The organism is Pseudomonas sp. TH15 (assembly GCF_016651105.1).
Classification (GTDB): domain Bacteria; phylum Pseudomonadota; class Gammaproteobacteria; order Pseudomonadales; family Pseudomonadaceae; genus Aquipseudomonas.
On sequence record NZ_JAEKEL010000001.1, the window covers coordinates 4,958,942 to 4,979,665 of the forward strand.

Annotated in this window: 12 protein-coding genes and 1 pseudogene; 3 read left to right on the top strand and 10 right to left on the bottom strand. The window is 59.6% G+C overall.

Annotated elements, in window-relative coordinates; translation table 11 throughout:
• The first annotated feature begins 182 nt into the window (after positions 1 to 182).
• The gene (locus JFT87_RS22405) at positions 183 to 1,343 is read left to right on the top strand and encodes an integrase core domain-containing protein (protein ID WP_141130028.1); all 1,161 of its coding nucleotides are present in this window, start codon (positions 183 to 185) and stop codon (positions 1,341 to 1,343) included.
• 40 nt (positions 1,344 to 1,383) lie between these two features.
• Here JFT87_RS22405 and JFT87_RS22410 read toward each other — a convergent pair.
• From JFT87_RS22410 to JFT87_RS22420, 3 genes and pseudogenes are all read right to left on the bottom strand, one after another.
• Positions 1,384 to 2,600, bottom strand: a pseudogene (locus tag JFT87_RS22410) (MFS transporter).
• A 972-nt stretch (positions 2,601 to 3,572) separates the two neighbouring features.
• A complete protein-coding gene (cysS, locus tag JFT87_RS22415) occupies positions 3,573 to 4,955 on the bottom strand; it encodes a cysteine--tRNA ligase (RefSeq protein WP_201204636.1) in 1,383 nt (460 codons plus the stop codon).
• Positions 4,956 to 4,970: 15 nt separating this feature from the next.
• Complete coding sequence (locus JFT87_RS22420; RefSeq protein ID WP_201204637.1) at positions 4,971 to 6,671, bottom strand: glutamine--tRNA ligase/YqeY domain fusion protein; 1,701 nt, start codon at positions 6,669 to 6,671, stop codon at positions 4,971 to 4,973.
• A gap of 267 nt (positions 6,672 to 6,938) precedes the next feature.
• Between JFT87_RS22420 and JFT87_RS22425 the strand changes: the two genes are divergently transcribed.
• Together JFT87_RS22425 and lpxH are read left to right on the top strand one after the other, a co-directional pair.
• Entirely contained in the window at positions 6,939 to 7,442 is a 504-nt protein-coding gene (locus JFT87_RS22425) for a peptidylprolyl isomerase (RefSeq protein ID WP_201197107.1), read from the top strand.
• Positions 7,439 to 8,185: a UDP-2,3-diacylglucosamine diphosphatase gene (lpxH, locus tag JFT87_RS22430; protein WP_201204638.1), complete on the top strand. Its 747-nt coding sequence runs from the start codon at positions 7,439 to 7,441 to the stop codon at positions 8,183 to 8,185. Before JFT87_RS22425 ends, lpxH begins: the two co-directional genes overlap by 4 nt.
• Before the next feature lie 639 nt (positions 8,186 to 8,824).
• Here the strand turns inward: lpxH and JFT87_RS22435 are convergent.
• From JFT87_RS22435 to JFT87_RS22465, 7 genes are all read right to left on the bottom strand, one after another.
• Positions 8,825 to 10,354, bottom strand: a complete 1,530-nt coding sequence (locus tag JFT87_RS22435; protein WP_201204639.1) for a DHA2 family efflux MFS transporter permease subunit — start codon at positions 10,352 to 10,354, stop codon at positions 8,825 to 8,827.
• Positions 10,355 to 10,419: 65 nt separating this feature from the next.
• The gene (locus JFT87_RS22440) at positions 10,420 to 11,637 is read right to left on the bottom strand and encodes an HlyD family secretion protein (RefSeq protein WP_201204640.1); all 1,218 of its coding nucleotides are present in this window, start codon (positions 11,635 to 11,637) and stop codon (positions 10,420 to 10,422) included.
• A 15-nt stretch (positions 11,638 to 11,652) separates the two neighbouring features.
• On the bottom strand, positions 11,653 to 13,122 hold the full coding sequence (locus tag JFT87_RS22445; RefSeq protein ID WP_201204642.1) for an efflux transporter outer membrane subunit: 1,470 nt from the start codon (positions 13,120 to 13,122) through the stop codon (positions 11,653 to 11,655).
• The gene (locus JFT87_RS22450; protein ID WP_201204644.1) at positions 13,112 to 13,594 is read right to left on the bottom strand and encodes a MarR family winged helix-turn-helix transcriptional regulator; all 483 of its coding nucleotides are present in this window, start codon (positions 13,592 to 13,594) and stop codon (positions 13,112 to 13,114) included. The genes JFT87_RS22445 and JFT87_RS22450 overlap by 11 nt, the downstream gene beginning before the upstream one ends.
• A gap of 257 nt (positions 13,595 to 13,851) precedes the next feature.
• Positions 13,852 to 15,171, bottom strand: coding sequence for a DUF308 domain-containing protein (locus JFT87_RS22455; RefSeq protein ID WP_201204646.1), 1,320 nt, complete (start codon positions 15,169 to 15,171; stop codon positions 13,852 to 13,854).
• A 117-nt stretch (positions 15,172 to 15,288) separates the two neighbouring features.
• Positions 15,289 to 18,957: a translocation/assembly module TamB domain-containing protein gene (locus JFT87_RS22460; RefSeq protein WP_201204648.1), complete on the bottom strand. Its 3,669-nt coding sequence runs from the start codon at positions 18,955 to 18,957 to the stop codon at positions 15,289 to 15,291.
• Positions 18,954 to 20,681, bottom strand: a complete 1,728-nt coding sequence (locus JFT87_RS22465; protein WP_201204650.1) for an autotransporter assembly complex protein TamA — start codon at positions 20,679 to 20,681, stop codon at positions 18,954 to 18,956. The genes JFT87_RS22460 and JFT87_RS22465 overlap by 4 nt, the downstream gene beginning before the upstream one ends.
• Between the last annotated feature and the right edge of the window lie 43 nt (positions 20,682 to 20,724).

Genomic DNA, 20,724 nt, shown 5'->3' on the forward strand with positions numbered 1-20,724 from the left:
AACAACCAGTCGATTATGGATTCAACGCATCACGTTCAAGTCGGCGTATCTCATGAGCATCCCCCATTCAGTCCCCTCTCCTGGGGGAGAGGGCTAGGGTGGGTAAAGACCGGGTACATCCTTTACGTTTGAGACCGGGGACATGGTTTACAGGTATCAATCATGGTCAGGAGGTGCTGACCATGCCCTGGAATCAAGAATCCCCAATGGATCAACGAGTGAAGTTAGTCAGCGACTGGCTTGGCGGCAGTTACACCAAAAGCCAATTAAGTCGGCGCTATGGCGTCAGCCGTCCAACCATCGACAAGTGGCTGGAACGGTATGCAGCGCTGGGCGTGGATGGCTTGAAAGAGCAATCGCGTAAGCCATTGAATTGCCCTCATCAGACTCCCGACGAAATCATAGCCACGCTGCTGACCAAGAAAAACGAGCATCCCGATCGGGGGCCGAAGCAGATCATTGATCGTCTACGCGTCTCCGATCCGGATATCCACTGGCCGGCCGCGAGTACCGCCGGGATATGGTTGAAGAAGGCTGGTCTGGTCACCGCGCGGCGCCCCTATCCCGTGCGCCCACGCGCTCCGACGCATTTGCGTCCGGTCGATCAACCCAATCAGACCTGGTGTGCCGATTACAAAGGGCAATTCAAAATGCAGGATGGCAATTGGTGCTATCCGCTGACCATTACCGACCAGATGAGTCGCTATCTGCTGCTTTGCCGGGCATTGCCCAGCACGCATGGGGAGCCGACGCGGCAGGGCTTCGAGTGGGCCTTCCGGGAGTTTGGGTTGCCGGATGTGATTCGCACGGACAATGGCGCTCCCTTCGCATCAACGGGTTTGGCGCGTTTGTCGAAGTTGTCGGTGTGGTTCATCAGGCACGGAATCCACGTCGAGACAATTACGCCTGGCCGTCCCGACCAAAATGGCCGGCACGAACGGATGCACCGAACGCTGAAAGCAGCGGTATTACGAACACCTGCGGAAAATCTTGTGCGCCAGCAATTGGCCTTTGAGGATTTCATCCAGGACTTCAATCAGGTTCGACCGCACACCGCGTTGGACATGAAGCCACCTGCTTCGGTGTATAGCCCGTCGTTACGACCCTACCCCGGTTACCTGCCAGCGGTTGAATACGGCACTGACGTTGAAGTGCGTAAGGTTCGTTCGAACGGAGAGTTCAAATGGAAAGGACAGCTGATTTTTCTGGGAGAGGCACTGATCGGCGAAGAGATCGCGCTGAAGGAGGTGGCTGATGATGTGTGGGAGTTGTACCTTTGCACCTTCTGTTTAGGCAGGCTTGAACGCGGCGCTAAACGCGTAGCAAGCCTGGAAAAGGTGTAAACGATGTCCCCGGTCTAATGTGTAAAGGATGTACCGGTCTCTACAGTGAGGGCGAAAAGACCGACTCAACACGCGCACTTGAAACAGCCGCCAATGTGCGCAGCCCAATCAGCACAACCCCAATCATCATCACCCCCGCGCCAATCGCCACGCCGAACCCTGCTCGTGCACCAAAAGCATCAATAACCACCCCCGCCAGCATGCCCCCGAGCGCAACGCCAATGCTGATGCCAGTGGTCATCCACGTCAGCCCTTCGGTGATCCGCGACGGCGGGATGATGATCGTCCCCAGCTTCATGACCACGACCATCGTTGGCGCAAACGAAATGCCGGCGATAAACAGCGTCGCTGACAGGACATAAACGTCCGCTGCAAAAATCGGCAAAACGCCGGTGAACGCCGTGACCAATATCCCGATCAGGAACTGTTTTTCGATCGCCAGCGAAACCCTCAACGCACCGAACGTCAGGCCGGCCACCAGTGAACCGAACGCATAGGCGGCGAGGATGAAGGTGGCAGACGCTGGCCAGCCTTGAGCATTGGCGAAGGCCACGACCGCCACATCGATCGCTCCACCGATGACACCCATCGCCAACAGCGCGAGGACAATCGTGCGAACGCCGGGAATCAGCAGGGTTGAGCCGGTATTGCGGGTATGGCCCACGACAACTTTAGGTTCAGTCTGGCGCTGCAGGAGAAACGCTGTCACCCCGACAGCCAGCAGCGCCACCGCCACCAACGGCCCGGCCTCGGCGAAAAAGCTCACGCTCAAGCCGATCGCCAGTGGCGGGCCGATGATGTAGGCGAGTTCGGTCAGAACCGTATCCAGCGAGAACGCCGTGTGCAGTTGCGGCTTGCCACGAAACAATTGCGTCCAGCGTGCGCGGATCATCGACGGCATGCTCGGCATCGTCCCCGCCAGTGCCGCAAGAACAAAAACAACGCGGCGGGCGCTCTCAAGTGAACGGCGAAGATCAACGCCAGCAACATGACGATGCTGAATGCCGTCACCACGGGTAGCACTCGACTCTGACCACGCTGATCAACAAGTTTCGAAATGCGCGGGCCAAGCAATGCATTGGCCAGGGTAAACATACCGGCGACTGCGCCTGCCAGCCAGTAGACACCGGTTTGCTCCACCAGCATGGTGATGATGCCAATGCCGATCATTGCTTGCGGCAATCGGGCAATGGAACTCGCGAGCACTAACCCCGTGGCGCCGGGTGTTGTTAGAAGCTCGCGGTAGTGATTAGCCATGATTCCTCCCTTGATTCGTCGCTGAGCAGCATCCCGCTGCCGCGTCAGACATCAAGACCTACGCGGACACCAAAAGCAACCCCGAAAAGATCCCCTCACCCCAGCCCTCTCCCAGAGGGAGAAGGAGCCGACCGAGGTGTCTGGCGTTGTACATCGACCTGAGAGATTGCGTCGATTATGGATTCGGAAACAATCTTTCAGGTCGGCGTATTCTTGAATATCCCCCATTCAATCCCCTCTAGGCCGACCGAGGTGTCTGGCGTTGTACATCGACCTGAGAGATTGCGTCGATTGTGGATTCGGAAAAAATCTTTCAGGTCGGCGTATTTCTTGAAGATCCCCCATTCAGTCCCCTCTCCCAGAGGGAGAAGAGGCCGACCGAGGTGTCTGGCGTTGTACATCGGCCGGAGAGATTGCGTCGATTATGGATTCGGAAACAATCTTTCAGGTCGGCGTATTTCTTGAATATCCCCCATTCAGTCCCCTCTCCCGGAGGGAGAAGAGGCCGACCGAGGTGTCTGGCGTTGTACATCGACCGGAGAGATTGCGTCGATTATGGATTCGGAAACAATCTTTCAGGTCGGCGTATTTCTTGAATATCCCCCATTCAATCCCCTCTCCCAGAGGGAGAAGAGGCCGACCGAGGGGTCTGGCGTTGTACATCGACCGGAGAGATTGCGTCGATTATGGATTCGGAAACAATCTTTCAGGTCGGCGAATTTCTTGAATATCCCCCATTCAATCCCCTCTCCCGGAGGGAGAAGAGGCCGACCGAGGTGTCTGGCGTTGTACATCGATCGGAGAGATTGCGTCGATTATGGATTCGGAAACAATCTTTCAGGTCGGCGAATTTCTTGAATATCCCCCATTCAGTCCCCTCTCCCACTGGGAGAGGGTTAGGGTGAGGGGCTCTTCTCGCAGCCAAACAAAAACCCGCACAAGGCGGGTTTTTGTTTGTAACGAATAAAGCAATCAGTCAGCCAGACGCCAGGTCGTGCCGCCCTTGCCGTCTTCCAGCACCACGCCCATGGCGGTGAGCTGGTCGCGGATGCGGTCGGATTCGGCCCAGTCTTTGCCAGCACGAGCGGCCAGACGCGCAGCAATCAGCACATCCACTTGCGCCGCATCAACCCGGCCTTCAGCGCCGGCCTGCAAGAAGTCATCGGCTTCGAGCTGCAATACACCCAGCACGCTGGCCAGTTCTTTCAAGCGTGCCGCCAGGCCCGCCGCTGCATTGAGATCACTCTCGCGCAGACGGTTGATCTCGCGAACCATCTCGAACAACACCGCGCAGGCTTCCGGCGTGCCGAAGTCGTCGTTCATCACCTGAGTGAAGCGCTCGACAAAGGCTTCGCCGCCAACCGGCTCCACGCTCGGCAGGCCTTTCAACGCGTGGTAGAAACGCTCGAGTGCGCCTTTGGCGTCCTTGAGGTTGTCTTCCGAGTAGTTGATCGCGCTGCGGTAGTGGCTCGACACCAGCAGGTAACGCACGACTTCCGGGTGGTACTTTTCCAGCACATCGCGAATGGTGAAGAAGTTGTTCAAGGACTTGGACATCTTCTCGCCATTGATGCGAATCATGCCGCAATGCATCCACGCGTTGGCGTAGGTCTTGCCGGTCGCCGCTTCGCTCTGGGCGATTTCGTTTTCATGGTGCGGGAACTCGAGGTCGCTGCCGCCGCCATGAATGTCGAAAGTCTCGCCGAGGCAGCAGGTCGACATCACCGAGCACTCGATGTGCCAGCCCGGACGACCGTCGCCCCACGGCGATGGCCAGCTCGGTTCGCCCGGCTTGGCGCCTTTCCACAGCACGAAGTCCAGCGGATCCTGCTTGGACTCGTCGACTTCGATCCGCGCACCGATGCGCAGGTCTTCAATCTTTTTGCGCGACAGCTTGCCGTAGCCCATGAACTTGGCGACGCGGTAGTACACGTCGCCATTGCCCGGTGCGTAGGCGTAACCCTTGTCGATCAGGGTCTGGATCATGGTCTGCATGCCAGCGATGTGGTCGGTGGCCCGCGGTTCCATGTCCGGTTTGAGGATGTTGAGGCGCGCCTCGTCCTCGTGCATCGCAGTGATCATGCGCTCGGTCAGCACGTCGAACGGCTCGCCGTTCTCCTTGGCCCGATTGATGATCTTGTCTTCGATGTCGGTGATGTTGCGCACGTAGGTCAGGTTATAGCCGCTGAACCGCAACCAGCGGGTCACCAGGTCAAACGCGACCATGCTGCGGCCATGGCCAATGTGGCAGTAGTCGTACACGGTCATCCCGCAGACGTACATGCGCACATTGTTGCCATCCAGCGGTTTGAAGACTTCTTTGCTCTTGGTGAGCGTGTTGTAGATCGTAAGCACTTTATGTTCCTTGAATCACTGGCCCCACGAATCACGCAAGGTCACGGTACGGTTGAAGACCGGATGACCTGGTTTCGAGTCCTTGATATCCGCGCAGAAGTAGCCTTCGCGCTCGAACTGGAAACGGTCTTCCGGCTGTGCATTGCCCAGCGAAGGCTCAGCACGACAACCAGTGAGAACTTGCAGCGAGTCAGGGTTGATGTTGTCCAGGAAACTGGCGCTGTCTTCGGCCTTCTCAGGGTTGGCCGAGCGGAACAGACGATCGTACAGACGCACTTCGCACTCGACGCTGGCAGCCGCCGGCACCCAGTGCACCACGCCTTTGACCTTGCGACCTTCAGGGTTCTTGCCCAGTGTTTCCGGGTCGTAGGAGCAACGCAGTTCGACGATGTTGCCATCGGCGTCCTTGATCGCTTCGTCGGCACGGATCACGTAGCTGCCGCGCAGACGCACTTCGCCGTTCGGTTCCAGGCGCTTGTAGCCTTTTGGCGGCTCTTCCATGAAGTCTTCACGGTCGATGTAGATCTCACGGGCGAACGGCAGCTTGCGCACGCCCAGTTCTTCTTTCTGCGGATGACGCGGCAGTTCGAGGTTCTCGACCTGGTCTTCCGGGTAGTTGGTAATCACCACCTTCAACGGACGCAGCACGCACATGGCGCGCGGAGCGTTCTGGTCCAGATCCTGACGGATGCTGAACTCGAGCATGCCGAAATCGACGACGCCGTCAGAACGGTTGGTACCGACCATGTCGCAGAAGTTGCGGATCGATTTCGGCGTGTAGCCACGGCGGCGGAAACCCGACAGCGTGGACATGCGCGGATCGTCCCAGCCGAACACGTGCTTTTCATCGACCAGTTGCTTGAGCTTGCGCTTGCTGGTGATCGTGTAGTTCAGGTTCAGGCGGCTGAACTCGTACTGACGCGGGTGCGCCGGCACTGGCAGAGCGTCCAGGAACCACTCGTACAGCGGACGATGGCTTTCGAACTCCAGGGTGCAGATCGAGTGAGTGATGCCTTCGATGGCGTCCGACTGACCGTGTGTGAAGTCGTAGTTCGGGTAGATGCACCACTTGTCACCGGTCTGGTGATGGTGAGCGTGACGGATGCGATACATGATCGGATCGCGCAGGTTCATGTTCGGCGAGGCCATGTCGATCTTGGCCCGCAGTACACGTGCGCCGTCCTGGAATTCGCCGGCCTTCATGCGGGCGAACCAGTCGAGGTTTTCTTCCACGGAACGGTCACGGAACGGGCTGTTTTTGCCCGGCTCGGTCAGGCTGCCACGGTATTCCTTGGCTTGCTCCGGGCTCAGGTCATCAACGTAGGCCTTGCCGGCCTTGATCAGCTCGACGGCCCAGTCGTGCAACTGGTCGAAATACTGCGAGGCGTAGCGCACTTCGCCGGACCATTCAAAGCCCAGCCATTTGATGTCGCTTTCGATCGCGTCGATGTATTCCTGGTCTTCCTTGGCCGGGTTGGTGTCGTCGAAACGCAGGTGCGTGACGCCGCCAAATTCCTGGGCCAGGCCGAAGTTCACGCAAATCGACTTGGCGTGACCAATGTGCAGGTAGCCGTTGGGCTCAGGCGGGAAACGGGTGACGATCTGCGTGTGCTTACCCGAGTCCAGGTCCGCCTGGATGATCGGGCGCAGGAAATTGACCGGCACAGCAGGGCCAGTCTTGGAATTCGAGGTAGGGTCGACAGTGGGCTTGCTCATAGGATCCTTGAACGTACGAGTGCGCGGCCGGAACTAAAGGCCTGACAAAACAAAGCCGCTATCATAGCCGATGCTGTCAAGCTGCTGACAGAGCAGGCCCTAAATCAGGTGTGTTTAATCCACCTGTTTTGAAAAACAGCCTCGAAATTCGCGCCTGTCGCGCTAAACTGCGCACCTTGGCTGTTGCTGGCCAAACCGGTTGAGGGCTCAAACGCCCCGAAACCCACGAATTCATTAAAATGCTTCTTTTATAAAGAGTCCCCGATCATGACCCAAGTCAAACTGACCACCAACCATGGCGACATCGTCCTGGAATTGAACGCTGAAAAGGCACCGCTGACCGTTGCCAACTTCATCGAATACGTCAAGGCCGGCCACTACGAAAACACCGTTTTCCACCGTGTGATCGGTAACTTCATGATCCAGGGCGGCGGTTTCGAGCCAGGCATGAAAGAAAAGAAAGACAAGCGCCCAAGCATCCAGAACGAAGCTGACAACGGCCTGCCGAACGAGAAGTACACCGTGGCCATGGCGCGCACCATGGAGCCGCATTCGGCTTCCGCCCAGTTCTTCATCAACGTGGCTGACAACAGCTTCCTGAACCACAGCGCCAAGACCACTCAGGGCTGGGGCTACGCGGTATTCGCCAAAGTTGTTGCCGGCACCGACGTCGTCGACAAGATCAAAGGCGTGAGCACCACTTCCAAGTCCGGCCATCAGGACGTACCAGCAGACGACGTGATCATCGAGAAAGCCGAGATCATTGAGTGATATTGCTGATTTCAGACTTGCATCTGGAAGAGGAGCGCCCGGACATAACCCGGGCGTTTCTGGATTTGCTCGCCGGACGCGCCCGGACAGCGAGTGCGCTGTACATCCTCGGCGACTTTTTCGAGGCGTGGATTGGCGACGATGCCATGACGCCGTTCCAGCGCTCCATCTGCCAGGCCCTGCGCAATCTTAGCGACAGCGGCACGGCCATTTTTCTGATGCACGGCAATCGTGACTTCCTGCTCGGCAAGGCGTTCTGCAAAGAAGCCGGCTGTACGCTGCTGAAGGACCCGAGTGTCGTGCAGTTTTACGGCGAGCCGGTGCTATTGATGCACGGCGACAGCCTCTGCACCCGCGACGTTGGCTACATGAAGCTGCGGCGCTACCTGCGCAACCCCATCACCCTGTTCATCCTCCGGCATCTGCCGTTGAGCACCCGGCATAAACTGGCGCGCAAGCTGCGCAGCGAAAGCCGTGCGCAGACGCGGATGAAGGCTAACGACATTGTCGATGTGACGCCGGACGAAGTGCCGCGCATCATGCAGGCATTTGCCGTGAAAACCCTGATTCATGGGCACACCCATCGCCCGGCGATTCACAAGTTGCAGATTGGCGAGCAAGCGGCCAAACGCATCGTGCTGGGGGATTGGGATCGTCAGGGCTGGGCGTTGCAGGTGGATGAGAACGGGTTTGCGTTAGCGCCGTTTGATTTTGCGCCGCCACTGGGTTTGTCGCACGGCTAAATGCTTTACCCCCTCACCCCAGCCCTCTCCCCCAAGGGGGCGAGGGGGAAAGGCAGCCGATCTTCATGCCTTTCAAGACCTGAGTTCGACTGAAGTCTGTCAGGTCGATGTATCTCGAACATCCACCGCGGTCAGTCCAGCCCTCTCCCCCAGGGGGCGAGGGGAAAGGGAGCCGATCTTCATGCCTTTCAAGACCTGAGTTCGACTGAAGTCTGTCAGGTCGATGTATCCCGAACATCCACCGCGGTCAGTCCAGCCCTCTCCCCCAGGGGGCGAGGGAAAAGGGAGCCGATCTTTATGCCTTTCAAGACCTGAGTTCGACTGAAGTCTGTCAGGTCGATGTATCTCGAACATCCACCGCGGTCAGTCCCCTCTCCCCCAGGGTGGCGAGGGGAAAGGGAGCCGATCTTTATGCCTTTCAAGACCTGATTTCGACTGAAGTCTGTCAGGTCGATGTATCCCGAACATCCACCGCGGTCCAGCCCTCTCCCCCAGGGGGGCGAGGGGAAAGGGAGCCGATCTTCATGCCTTTCAAGACCTGAGTTCGACTGAAGTCTGTCAGGTCGATGTATCTCGAACATCCACCGCGGTCAGTCCCCTCTCCCTCTGGGAGAGGGTTAGGGTGAGGGTTTTTTGACCTTAGTGCCCGGAAGCCGCCGGACCTGCCTTCGCGGCAAACGGCGGTTTCGCCAGCCACACGATCAGAATCAACCCCATAAAGCCCCAGCCCAGCAACGTGAAGTAATCCACGGTGGAGAGCATGTACGCCTGACTGGTCAGCACTTGATCGAGTTGCGCATACGCCGGGGTACCCGCCCCGCCCAGTGTGTTCAAGGCATCCCGGGTCGGTTGGTCATAGGAGGTGATGCTTTCACTCAAGTACGCGTGATGCTGGTCCGCCCGGCGAATCCAGATCCAGGTGGTCAACGACGCCGCGAAGCTACCGCCCAATGTCCGCAAGAACGTCGCCAGGCCCGCGCCATCGGCGATCTGGCTCGGCGGCAAGTCCGACATCAAAATGCTCAAGGTCGGCATAAAGAACAGCGCCACGCCAATGCCCATGAACAGTTGCACCAACGCGATGTGCTGGAAGTCGACCTCGTTGGTAAACCCGGCGCGCATAAAGCAGCTCAGGCCAATCGCCAGGAACGCCAGGCCGGCCAACAGTCGCAGGTCGAACTTGTTCGCGTACTTGCCGACAAACGGCGACATCAGCACCGGTAGAATCCCGATGGGCGCTACCGCCAGACCGGCCCAAGTGGCGGTGTAGCCCATCTGGGTTTGCAGCCATTGCGGCAGGATCAGGTTGATACCGAAGAACCCGGCGTAACCCAACACCAACACAATGGTGCCGATACGGAAATTGCGGTAAGCAAACAGCCGCAGATTCACCACAGGATGTTGGTCGGTCATTTCCCAGATGATAAACACCGCCAGGGCAATCACCGAAATCGCCGCTCCAATGATGATGAAGTTCGATTCGAACCAGTCCAGGTCGTTGCCTTTATCGAGGATCACCTGCAACGCGCCGACCCCTATGATCAACGTGATCAAACCAACGTAGTCCATCGGCTGACGGCTGGTTTCCACCGGACGCGCCTTGAGCTGCGAGCGCACCACCATCACCGCGAAGATCCCGATCGGCACGTTGATAAAGAAGATCCACGGCCAGCTATAGCTGTCGGTAATCCAACCGCCAAGGATCGGGCCGGCAATCGGCGCCACCACCGTGACCATCGCCAGCAACGCCAGGGCCATGCCGCGCCTCGCTGGGGGATACACCGCAATCAACAGCGTCTGCGTCATCGGGTACAACGGCCCGGCCACCAAGCCTTGAAGTACGCGGAAACCGATCAATTCCGGCATCGACGTCGAGATACCGCAAAGAAACGAGGCCAGTACAAACAGAATCGTGGCCCAGAGAAACAGCTTCACCTCACCGAAACGCCGGCTCAGCCAGCCAGTCAGTGGCAACGCAATGGCGTTACTGACCGCAAACGATGTGATGACCCAAGTGCCCTGCTCCGAACTCACGCCCAGGTTGCCGGAAATCGTCGGCAAGGCCACGTTGGCAATGGTGGTGTCGAGCACTTGCATGAAGGTCGCCAGCGACAGGCCAATGGTGCTGAGCAGCAGGCTGGGCGGCGTGAAAGACGCGTTATTGCTCATCGCGAATCCTATGTAACTTGGCGTGCGCGGCGCCGTTTAACCGGCGCCGCTGAGGGATTGGCGAATCAGCGTTGCGCGGTCTTGCTGACCGCAGCGCTGTTGTCATGGATCAACTGGGTGATCATCGCGTCGGCTTCGGTCAACTGACGGTCATACACGTTGGTGCTGAACGAAGCCTTTTGTGGCGGCTGTTGCGCCAGTACCGGACCGCTCTGGTCGTGCAGGTTCACATCGACCTGAGTCGACAGACCAACGCGCAACGGGTGTTTAGCCAGCTCTTCGGCGTTGACGTGAATCCGCACCGGTACGCGTTGGACGATCTTGATCCAGTTACCGGTGGCGTTCTGCGCTGGCAACAAGGCGAACGCGCTGCCGGTCCCGGCGCCGAGGCTGTCGATGGTGCCGCTGAACTTCACATCGCTGCCGTACAGGTCAGCTTCGATGTCCACCGGTTGGCCGATGCGCATGTCACGCAGTTGGGTTTCCTTGAAGTTGGCGTCGATCCACAGTTGATCCAGTGGAATTACCGCCATCAGCGCCGTACCCGGCTGAACCCGTTGACCCAGTTGCACCGAGCGTTTGGCCACATAACCGGTGACCGGCGCGATCAAGGTACTGCGGGAATTATTCAGGTAAGCCTGACGCACTTGCGCGGCGGCGGACATCACATCCGGGTGCGACGACACGACGGTGTCATCGACCAGCGCGCTGGTGGTCTTGAGCTGCTGCTGGGCATTGGCCAGGGCGTTTTGCGCCGAGGTCAGGTCGTCGCGAGCGTGGGACAGTTCTTCCTGGGAAATCGCGCCGCCAGCGGCGAGGTTTTTCCGGCGATTGAAGTTGTCCTGGGCTTTTTGCACGTTAGCCTGCTGGGCGTTGACCTGGGCTTTCATGCCGTCGACATTGCTGTACAAGCCGCGAACCTGACGCACGGTGCGAGCCAGGTTGGCCTGGGCACTTTGCAGACCGACTTCAGCATCGTTCGGGTCAAAGTTGACCAGCACCTGGCCTTCGTGGACCAGATCGCCATCATCGGCACCGATGCTCACCACGGTACCGGTGACCAGCGGGGTGATTTCCACCACGTTGCCGTTCACGTAGGCGTCGTCGGTGCTTTCGTTCCAGCGACCGTAGAGCTCGTGATAGGCCCAGACGCCGACACCGGCGAGGATCACCAGAATCGCCAGCACCGTCAGCATGATTTTGCGTTTGCGCGGGTTGCTGGTGTCCGGGGCGTTTTCAGGCGCTTTGTTAGTTGGAGCAGAAGTCGTTTCGGCAGTGGCCATGACAGATACCTTGAATTAGTTGTTCAGCTTGGCTGGAGCTGGATTGGCCGAGGCGATGGTTTCACTCTGGAAACCGCCACCCAGCGCCTGCATCAGTTGGATCGACAGGTCGATCTGCTCGGCATTCAGGTTCGCCAGTTGACGCTGGGCCTGGAGCAATTGCTGTTCGATGCTGAGCACATCCAGGTAATTGCCGATGCCGGAACCGTAGCGCTGGACCACGGTGTTGTAAGAGTCCTGGGCGATCTCGGTGGCGTGCTGCTGGGCACCAATCTGCCGGCCGATATCGCGCAACTGGTTGATGGTGTCGCTGACATCCCCCAGCGCCTTGACCAGACTCTTGTTGTACTGCGCCACCGCCAGGTCATAGTCGGCGTCGCGGGAATCGAGGTTGGCGCGCAGGCGGCCACCGTCGAAAATCGGCACCGAAATCGTCGGCGCGATATTGAAGAAACGACTGGCCGAACCGAACATTGCGTCACCCAATAAGGATTCGGCACCGGCAGCGGCCGTAAGGTTCAGGTTGGGATAGAACTGGGTTTTGCTTGCGGCAATGTTCTTGCTCGCCGCCTCAACCCGCCAGCGTGCCGCGACCAGATCCGGGCGACGACCGAGCAACTCGGCCGGCAGCACCGACGGCAAGGCCACGGCGCTGGCCTGAAGGATTTTCGGCCGGGTGATTTCGTTGCCGCGGTCCGGACCTTTGCCGAGCAGTACGGCCAATGCAATTTTGGCGCTGTTCAGCTGTTTTTCGGCGTCGATCAGGCTCGCTTCGGAGCTGGCTTCCAGGCTTTCGGTCTGCTGGAACTGGTACTGACTGTCGATCCCGGAATTCAAACGACGCTGACTCAGATCAAGCATTTGTTTGGTGCGCTTGAGGTCGTCATTGGACAAGTCATAAACGATGTGCGCCTGCCCCAGATCGCTGTAGGCGCGAGCGACGTCGGCGGACAAGGTCAACTGCGCGGCTTGCTGATCGACTTCGGCGGCGCGGGCCTGGCCCAGTGCGGCTTCCCAAGCGTCACGCTGACCGCCCCAGAGGTCGAAGTTGTAATTGAAACTGGCGCTGATGTTACGCACGGTGGCGTAGGTGTCGCCCTTACCCGACGGGTCTTGATCTTTGGCCAGCCGCGAACGACTGACGCCGGCGCTGGCATCGAGGGTCGGCATCCGCGCAGCGTCGGCGGCATATGCGGCGGCACTGGCTTGGTGGGCGCGGGCTTCGGCGATTTGCATGTCCGGACTGTCGTGCAGGGCTTCGCGGATCAGACCGTCGAGTTGTGGGTCGCCGAGGCTTTTCCACCAGTCGCTTTTCGGCCAGGCCGCCGGCGACAAGGTCACGCCAGTGAGGGATTGCCCGGCCTTCAGGGTTTTCGCATCGAGGCTTTTGCCTTCGGTGTCCAAGCCGCTGTAACTGGCGCAACCGGCGAGGATCATCGCCGAGAGCACCAGGGTCAGGCTGCTGCGCAAGGTTTTACCGCTCATTGTGTTCACCTAGCCGCTGGATAGTGATCGAGTCACCGGCTGCTACCAAGATTTTCTTCAGGATCAATTCCAGGGTTTTCAACTCGTCCGGGCTGATGGCGCCAGCCAGTTCATTCATGGCGTCGGCGCCGATGTGCGGCAGGCGGTCGGCGAGCTTCTGGCCTTCCTCAGTCAACATCAGTTGCACCTGGCGTCGATCAGCCTCGGAGCGTTGACGGGCAAGAAATCCTTTCTGCTCCAGACGATCGAGCATGCGCGTCATCGAACCGCTGTCCAGCGACAGGTGACGGCACAGCTCGGCCGGGGTATCGACACCGAACTGGGCCATGATGATCAGCACTTTGAACTGCGCGGCGGTGATGCCGTGGGGTTCCATGTGCGTGTCGATGATCCGGTCCTTGAGCAGCGCAGCGCGCCCGAGCAAGAGGCCGAGGTGGCAATTACGGAATTCGTCTGGGGTGAAATGTTTCATCTGACCACCAATTAGCTGCCTAGGCAGAGAATGTATGTCGAGATGTTACTGCCTAGGCAGCGAATGTCAACGTAATAGTTAGGATGCTTTGTATTTAGCTGATCAGTGGACTGGGGTTTTGTGGCGCGCACGCGGATGCTTTCGCGAGCAGGCTCGCTCCCACAGGAGATCTCCAGCGGACACAAATTCTGTGCCGCTCAGAGATCCAATGTGGGAGCGAGCCTGCTCGCGAAGGCCGCGATGCGGTGTAAGTTCGGTCAGGACTTGTCGGAAGGATGCACAGGCGGCGGTTGCACAGGATGCACCTCGCGCCCACGCAAGGCAGTGGCCACATACCCGCAGGCACGTTTGGCCCCCGCGTACAGGCCATGCCAGCCCGGCGGTGCCGGTTCGATGGCCGCGTGCAACGCCCGCGCGTAGTCGAGCACCAGCCCTGGCGTCCAGGCCATCACCTCGGCGCGCTTGCGCACCTGCGCCGCCACCCAGAACTCGGGGCTGAAGATCACTCGAGCGAAATCGCGCATGCTCGAATGGCCTCGATTCATCGCCCCTTCAAGCGCCGCTTCGAGGCTATGGGCGACGGCACTGGAACAATTGCGGCTGGTCAGGTTGTAAGTGCTGTTCTGCCGATATTGCGCCCAGAACGCATTGAGTCGTCGGGCGTCGTAGTGGGCAAAACTGACCTGCACCGAAGACGGACACCAGTCAGCCACCTCCTCCGCATAGTCAGGCAGAAACCGGCCGGCAACATCGTTGTTCGGCGTCGCCCGCAGCAAGCGCACGAAATCCCCCGCCGAACGATCAATGTCATCTAGCGGGTAATGGCTGATGTAGATGTCCGGGCCACATTCCAGTGCCGCGTGCCCGGCGGAGATCACGCCGTTGATGTCGACCGCTGCGATATAGCGGTTGAGCAACCGGTTGCGCACCAGTGTGTCGTCAACCGTGCCACTCGGTGTCCAGACGTGAATCACCAGCGCAGCGCTGGGAGCCGGTGCACTGACGGAAAAGGGGCTGACCGGCGACTGCCAGTTTTTGAAACGCACGGACTGCCGCAACAAGGCGCAACCCGAGAGAAAAATGCTCATGCCAATGCAAAACGGCACCGTGCCTTTATAAAGCGTCGGGTACGGCTCAAGGATGAACACGCCAAAGCCGATTTCGAACAACCCCGTCAGCAGCGACACTTGCCAACCGACAAAACGCACGACCACCGCCGCTGCCAGGCGAAAGACGCCATCGAGCATGAAAGCCCCGCCAAACAGCACCGCCAGAATCAGGCTGGCAGCATGTTGCCTGTCGATGATCAGCAGCCCCAGCAACAGGAAAACCAAACCGCGCGATTTGCGCAAAGCCGCGGCGGTTCCGGTTTGTGGTGCCGGTACAAACAGAATGATCAGGGCTTCGAGCAACAACAGATAGCCGAAGACATGCAGCGGAAAATACAAAACGCCGTCCAGTGCGTCGATGAAGATAGCCACGCCGGCCGCGCCCCAGACGATGCCGGTCAGCGCCAGCGCTGACCAACGCTTGCGGACAAAGTCATTACCCAGCAAGACCATACTCAAGCGAACCATAGGCGTCCCTGTTCTCTTCGGACAGCCGCAAACCGCGCAGCTTTCGAGCTGCGGTGAGTCTAATACATTCTGCAAAAGCCGGATCGCAGCGTTGCGCTCCGGCTCTTCGCGACGCCTTTAGAAATCGCGCTTGTAGAAGATATCCAGCGAGCTGGCGACGCCACTGGCCGCTTCGAGATAAACCTTCTTGCTCAGCTTGTAGCGCAGCGCAATGGTGTTGGCCGGCTCGAACACGCCGACCCCATAACGCAAGCTGAGCTTCTCGGAGATATTGCCGCTGGCCACCACGCTGGTGGTGTTGCCGCTGCCTTGGGTGTCGAGCTGGAAGTCTTGAATGCCCAAGTCCTTGGCCAAGCCACTGGTCACCCCGGAGCTGCCCATCAACCCCAACCCGAGGGCCGCTTGGGCGAGCATGTTGTTGTCTTCGCCGGTGGTGCTCAATGGACGTCCCAACACCAGATAGGACAATGCCTGTTCCTGGCTCATGGCTGGCTCTGAGAAGATTTGCGTGGTTGGCTGTTCGGCGCTGCCGCTCAGGCGTATACCGGCGATCACATCGTCGGTCTGGCGAATGGCTTCGATGTCCAGGTACGGTTGATCGATGGGACCTGCGAACAGCAGGCGTGCCCGACGCACCGTCAGGCGCTGGCCGTAGGCGCGATAACGACCGTCGTTGAGCCAGAGCTCGCCGCGAGTGTCCATGTTGTCGCCGATGTGCACATGACCTTGCACATTCGCGGTCAGGCCAAAACCGGCGAAGGCAAGTTTGTCGTCACCGACCACCACATCGATGTCCATTTTCATGGCAATCGGTGGCTTGCCATCCTCGGTTTGCGCACCGACGATGATCGTGTCATCAGAGACCTTGACCGTCGACGGCGGCAACTCGCGCACGGTGATTTCACCCTTGGGCACCAGCACTTTGCCGGCGATAGACAGCTCATCGCCCTTCATCGAAATTTTCAGGTCCGGCGCCACTTCGAGCTTGGCGTAGGGCTCAACGCTGACCGGCAATTGCGTGCCTTTGAGCGACAGGTCGACGACCAGCGCCTGACCCCAAGCGATGTTGCCGTTCAAGCTGCCCTGCCCGGTCTTGCCGCTTTTCCAGCCGCCATTCAATTGCACGGTTTCGCCGGCGATCACCGCTTGAAGCTGCAAGGCCTCGAGGCTGATGGGCAATTCAGCCCCGGATACTTCGCCATCGCTGAGCACGAGGTTGCCGTTGACCAGCGGCGCCAGCAACCCGCCGGAGAGCGTGCCGCTGCCATTCAAGCGGCCGGTGAGTTTCTCGACCATCGGCACAAACGGCCGGGCCACCGACAGGTCCAGGCCATTGAGGCGGAACGAGCCAGTCAGCGGTTTGTTCTTCGGCAACGGGTTGATTTGCGCCTGCACCATCAATTCGCCCAACTTGCCGCCGACGAAGTTGAGGTCGGTGTCGATGCGCTTGGGCGTGAGTTTGCTGGTGAGTTTCAGGGTCTGGTAGGGGAAGTCCAGCCACTGATCTTTCTCTTTCATGCGCAAGGTGCCGCCGCTGGCGTCAATGCTGATCTGACCGTTCGGGCCGCTGGCCGGCAGGTCGAGTTGCAGGTCGGCGTTAAGCTTGCCCTGCCAGGCGAAATCCTTCGGCAACCATTGGGCGAGGCTGTCGATCGGGAATTGCTTGAGGTGATAACGCAGCTTCGGTTCAGGCATCAGGCGCTGGTCTTCGCCGCACAAACTGGCGTCACCCGACATCCAGCAATGGGCGCCGAAATTGATTTTGCCGTCCGCCAGTCGTTCAAGCTTCGCCGGGCCTTGCAGCTTCCAGTCCTGACCGCCGGCCTGGATATCGCCGCTGGCCAGGCGCCCGCGCCAATTGCCCTTGTCCAGTGCGCCGTCCAGCCCGAGCGCCAGTTTCAGCTTCGGCCCTTGCAGGTCGAGGCTGAGTTTCTGGTTCTTGATATCGCCCTGGCCACTAGCCGTCAGGGTGCCCAGCGAGGTGTCGCCGGCCTGGATGCCGCTGCCCTTGAGGTCGATCTTCGCCCGTTGGGCGCCGTCGAGGGTGGCATCGAGATTGAGGCTTTGCAGGCGATTATCCTGGAAGGCCAGTTGCGAACCTTGCAACCCGAGCTTGCCTTGCGGCGCCTTGAGCGTGCCGGCGACATCGACCCGACCATTGAGCTGGCCGCGCAGTTGCGGCCAGAGTTGGGCCAGTCGCGGCAACTTGATATCGATCTGCCCGGCGAGTTTCTGTTGCAGGCTGCCCTTGCCGTTGATGCTGTTGTCGCCAAGGCGAATCTGCAAGGCACTGAGGTTCCATTGCTCGCCGCCGCCATCAGCCTTGGCCTGGATCACCGCTGGTTGGCCGCGCAGTTTGCCTTTCAAATCGAGATCGGCAGTCAGGCTGAGCTTTTCATTCTTCATCTCGCCTTTACTGCGCAACGGCCCGGCCAGTGTGCCCGGCAGTTCCGCCATCCAGTACGCCGGGTTGATCGCCGACAGGTCCAGCGCGGTGTCCCAGGCGATGCCATCGGCGAATTGCAGGTTCAGGTGGCCTTCGGCCTTGCCCTGCCCGGCTTCGAGTTGGAATTGTTGCAGGTAGATTTTCGTCAGATCGCCGCTGAACGGGCTGCTCAGGCTGAAGGCCCCCGCCGGGCCATCCAGCGCGGCTTTGAAGTTACCGAGGTATTTGCCGTCGGTGTAGGAGACTTCGCCGTTGAAGCTGCGCAACGCGACTTGCGGTTCGTCGATTAGCGGATAAAGCCGATGCCACGGAAAGTCCAGCCAGTCGATTTTTGCCTCGGCGCTGAAACCTTTGCTCCAGTCTAGGTTGCCGGTGAGTTTCAGGCTTTGCTTGTCGTTGGCGGTCAGGTCGAGGCCGGCAATCTGCGCGCCCTTGGCGTCGACCTTGCCTTGCAGCAATAGCGCGACCGGGCCTTTCTCGGCGGGCAGCGTCGCTTTGCCGAACAATTGGTAACCGTTTTTCAGGTCGCCGTCGCCAGTGAGTTCCAGTTGATTGAGTTGCAGGGTGTCCGGCAGATCGTCGCCGGGCTTGAAGCCGTCGGCGGTGATTCGCACCTTGGCCGGCAGGTTGTCCACCAGCGGTTGCAGCTCGCCGGTCAATTGCCCGTTCAGGTAGCCGCTGCTGTCGGCCTTAAGGTTCAGGATTTTCAGCAGGTCGCCGTCAACTTTCAAGGCCAGTACCCAAGGCGCGGGCGTCGACATCGTCAGCGTGCCTTCAGCGGTCAGCGGCCAGTTGCCGCCGGGTTGCAGCAGGCCGGAGAGGTTCAGGCTCAGGTCGTCACGTTGCAATTGCACCGAGTCGATCTGCAACCCTTTGGCCGTCCAGTGCGCCGCCAGTTGCAGGCCCCTGAGCTCTTCGCTGCCGTTGAACAGCAGGCTGCCGACTTTGACGTCACCGAGTTCAATCGCCACCGGCAGTTTCAAATCAGGGAGTTTGATCGGGCCGCTGCTCGCTTCTTCAGTACTCGGCGGGAATTGCAGGCTGACCTGATCGGCCTGCAATTGCTCGATGCACAGGGTCATGCGCGTCAGGCAAAGCGGCGACCAGGCGAAGATCACTTTATTCAGTTCAACCCGGCTGCTGCCCTGCTGCCACAGCAGATGATCGGCGCTCCACTGGCCGCCCAAACGGCCCTGGAAATTCTCCACGGTCAACCCCGGCACAAACCCCAGTGCCCAGCGACTGCCCGTCGCCGTACCCAGCACCGTGGCCACCGCCAGGATGACCAGCATCAGCAGCGCCAGAATCGCCAGCAGCGTTATTTTCAAACCACGATTCACAGCTCAGGCCCCATGGAAAAGTGCAGTCGAATGCCGCCGTCATCGTCCAGCGCATGGGCCAGGTCGAGGCGCAGCGGCCCCACAGGCGAGACCCAACGGATGCCGATACCGACGCCGGTCTTGAGGTTCGGCAGTTCGAGGGTGTTGAAGGAGTTGCCTTGGTCGACGAAAGTCGCGATCCGCCATTTCTCGGCGATGGAGTATTGATACTCGACGCTGCCAGCGACCATGTAACGGCCACCGATGCGGTCGCCCTCGGAGTTTTCCGGGGACAGGCTCTGATAGTCGTAACCGCGCACGCTCTGATCGCCACCGGCAAAGAAACGCAGGGACGGCGGCACGGACTTATAGCCGTTGGTAGCACTGCCACCCACCTGCAGCCGAGCGAGGAAACGGTGGTTATCGAAAACCGTGGTCAAGCCTTTGATCAGCGCGGTGCCGTAAACCAGGTTGGTGTCCGAGCCCAGCCCTTCCTTGGCAACTTTGGTTTCGAACGTCAGGCGATAGCCGTTGTGCGGGTCGATGCGGTTATCGCTTTTGAGGTACGAATAGCTGACGCCGGGCATCAGCAATGTGCTCAAGCCCGAGTCATCGCCGAGGGTATATTCCTCGCGCTGCCATTTGAGCGAGACCACCCGCTGCCAGCCGCTGGGCAGCTTGCTGTGCCATTCCGGGCCGAGGGTCAGCAGCTTGCTCTGGGTGTCAGAGCCGTCGATGTCTTCATATTGATAGCCGGCGGCCCAGCGCAACTTGTCGGTCAGCGGTGGGTCGAGCGGGATGTCGTAGAACACCCCGACGTTCTGCCGTGGCGCCGACAGTTCAGCTTCCCAGCCATAGCTGTCGCCCTGCGGGTTGACCCAGTGTCGGGTCCAGTTAGCCTTGATCCGCGGGCCGACGTCGGTGGAGTAGCCCAAGCCCAGGCCCATGGTTCGCGGCTTGCGGGTGTCGAGCTTGACCGCCACCGGGATCACATCGTCCTTGGAGGCGGTGGGTGCCGCGTCCACCCGCACGCCCTCGAAATAGCCGCTCGATTGCAGGGCCTGGTTGAGTTCGGCGATCAGTTCGGAGTCATACGGCGCACCGGCCTTGAACGGCACCATGCGTTGCAGCAAGTCTTCGTCGAACGGCGTGTCGCCTTCAAAAGTGACCTTGCCGAGGGCGTAGCGCGGGCCGCTGTCGTAGATCAGTTCGACGTCCGCCACACCGGCACGCGGGTCCACCAACAGCTTTTGGCTGGTGAAACGGCCACTGAAAAAGCCGAAACGCGAGGCCTGGTTCTGGATCAGGCGCTTGGCGTCTTCGTAATGGCCATGATTGAGCACGGCGCCGGGTTTGAGCGTGTCGCTGTTGGGCACTCGAAAGGATTTGAGGGACGCGGCCGGGCCGTCGATGCGCACGGTGACGTTGCGCAAATGGATCGGTTCGCCGGGGTCGATCTTCAGCGTCAGGCGCGGCTTCTCGCCGCCCTTCACTTCGCTGTCGATTTGCGGCTGGTAATAACCCAAGGCCTGGGCGGCCTTGCGCGCCTGTTCTTCGGCGCCACGACTGAAGCGCAGCAACGCTTCTTCGTCACGATCGCCGAGGCTGCCGATATAGCCCTCTATATTGGCTTTCAGTTCATCGTTGGACGGTTTGATCCGCACATCCAATTCACTTTGCGCCAGCGCCGCGCAGCTGGATAACAGCATGAGCACGCCACTGGTAAATCTTCCTGGAAACTTCATAGGCGCGGATGCTATCACGAGCTTGGGAGCCTGATAGAGCCTG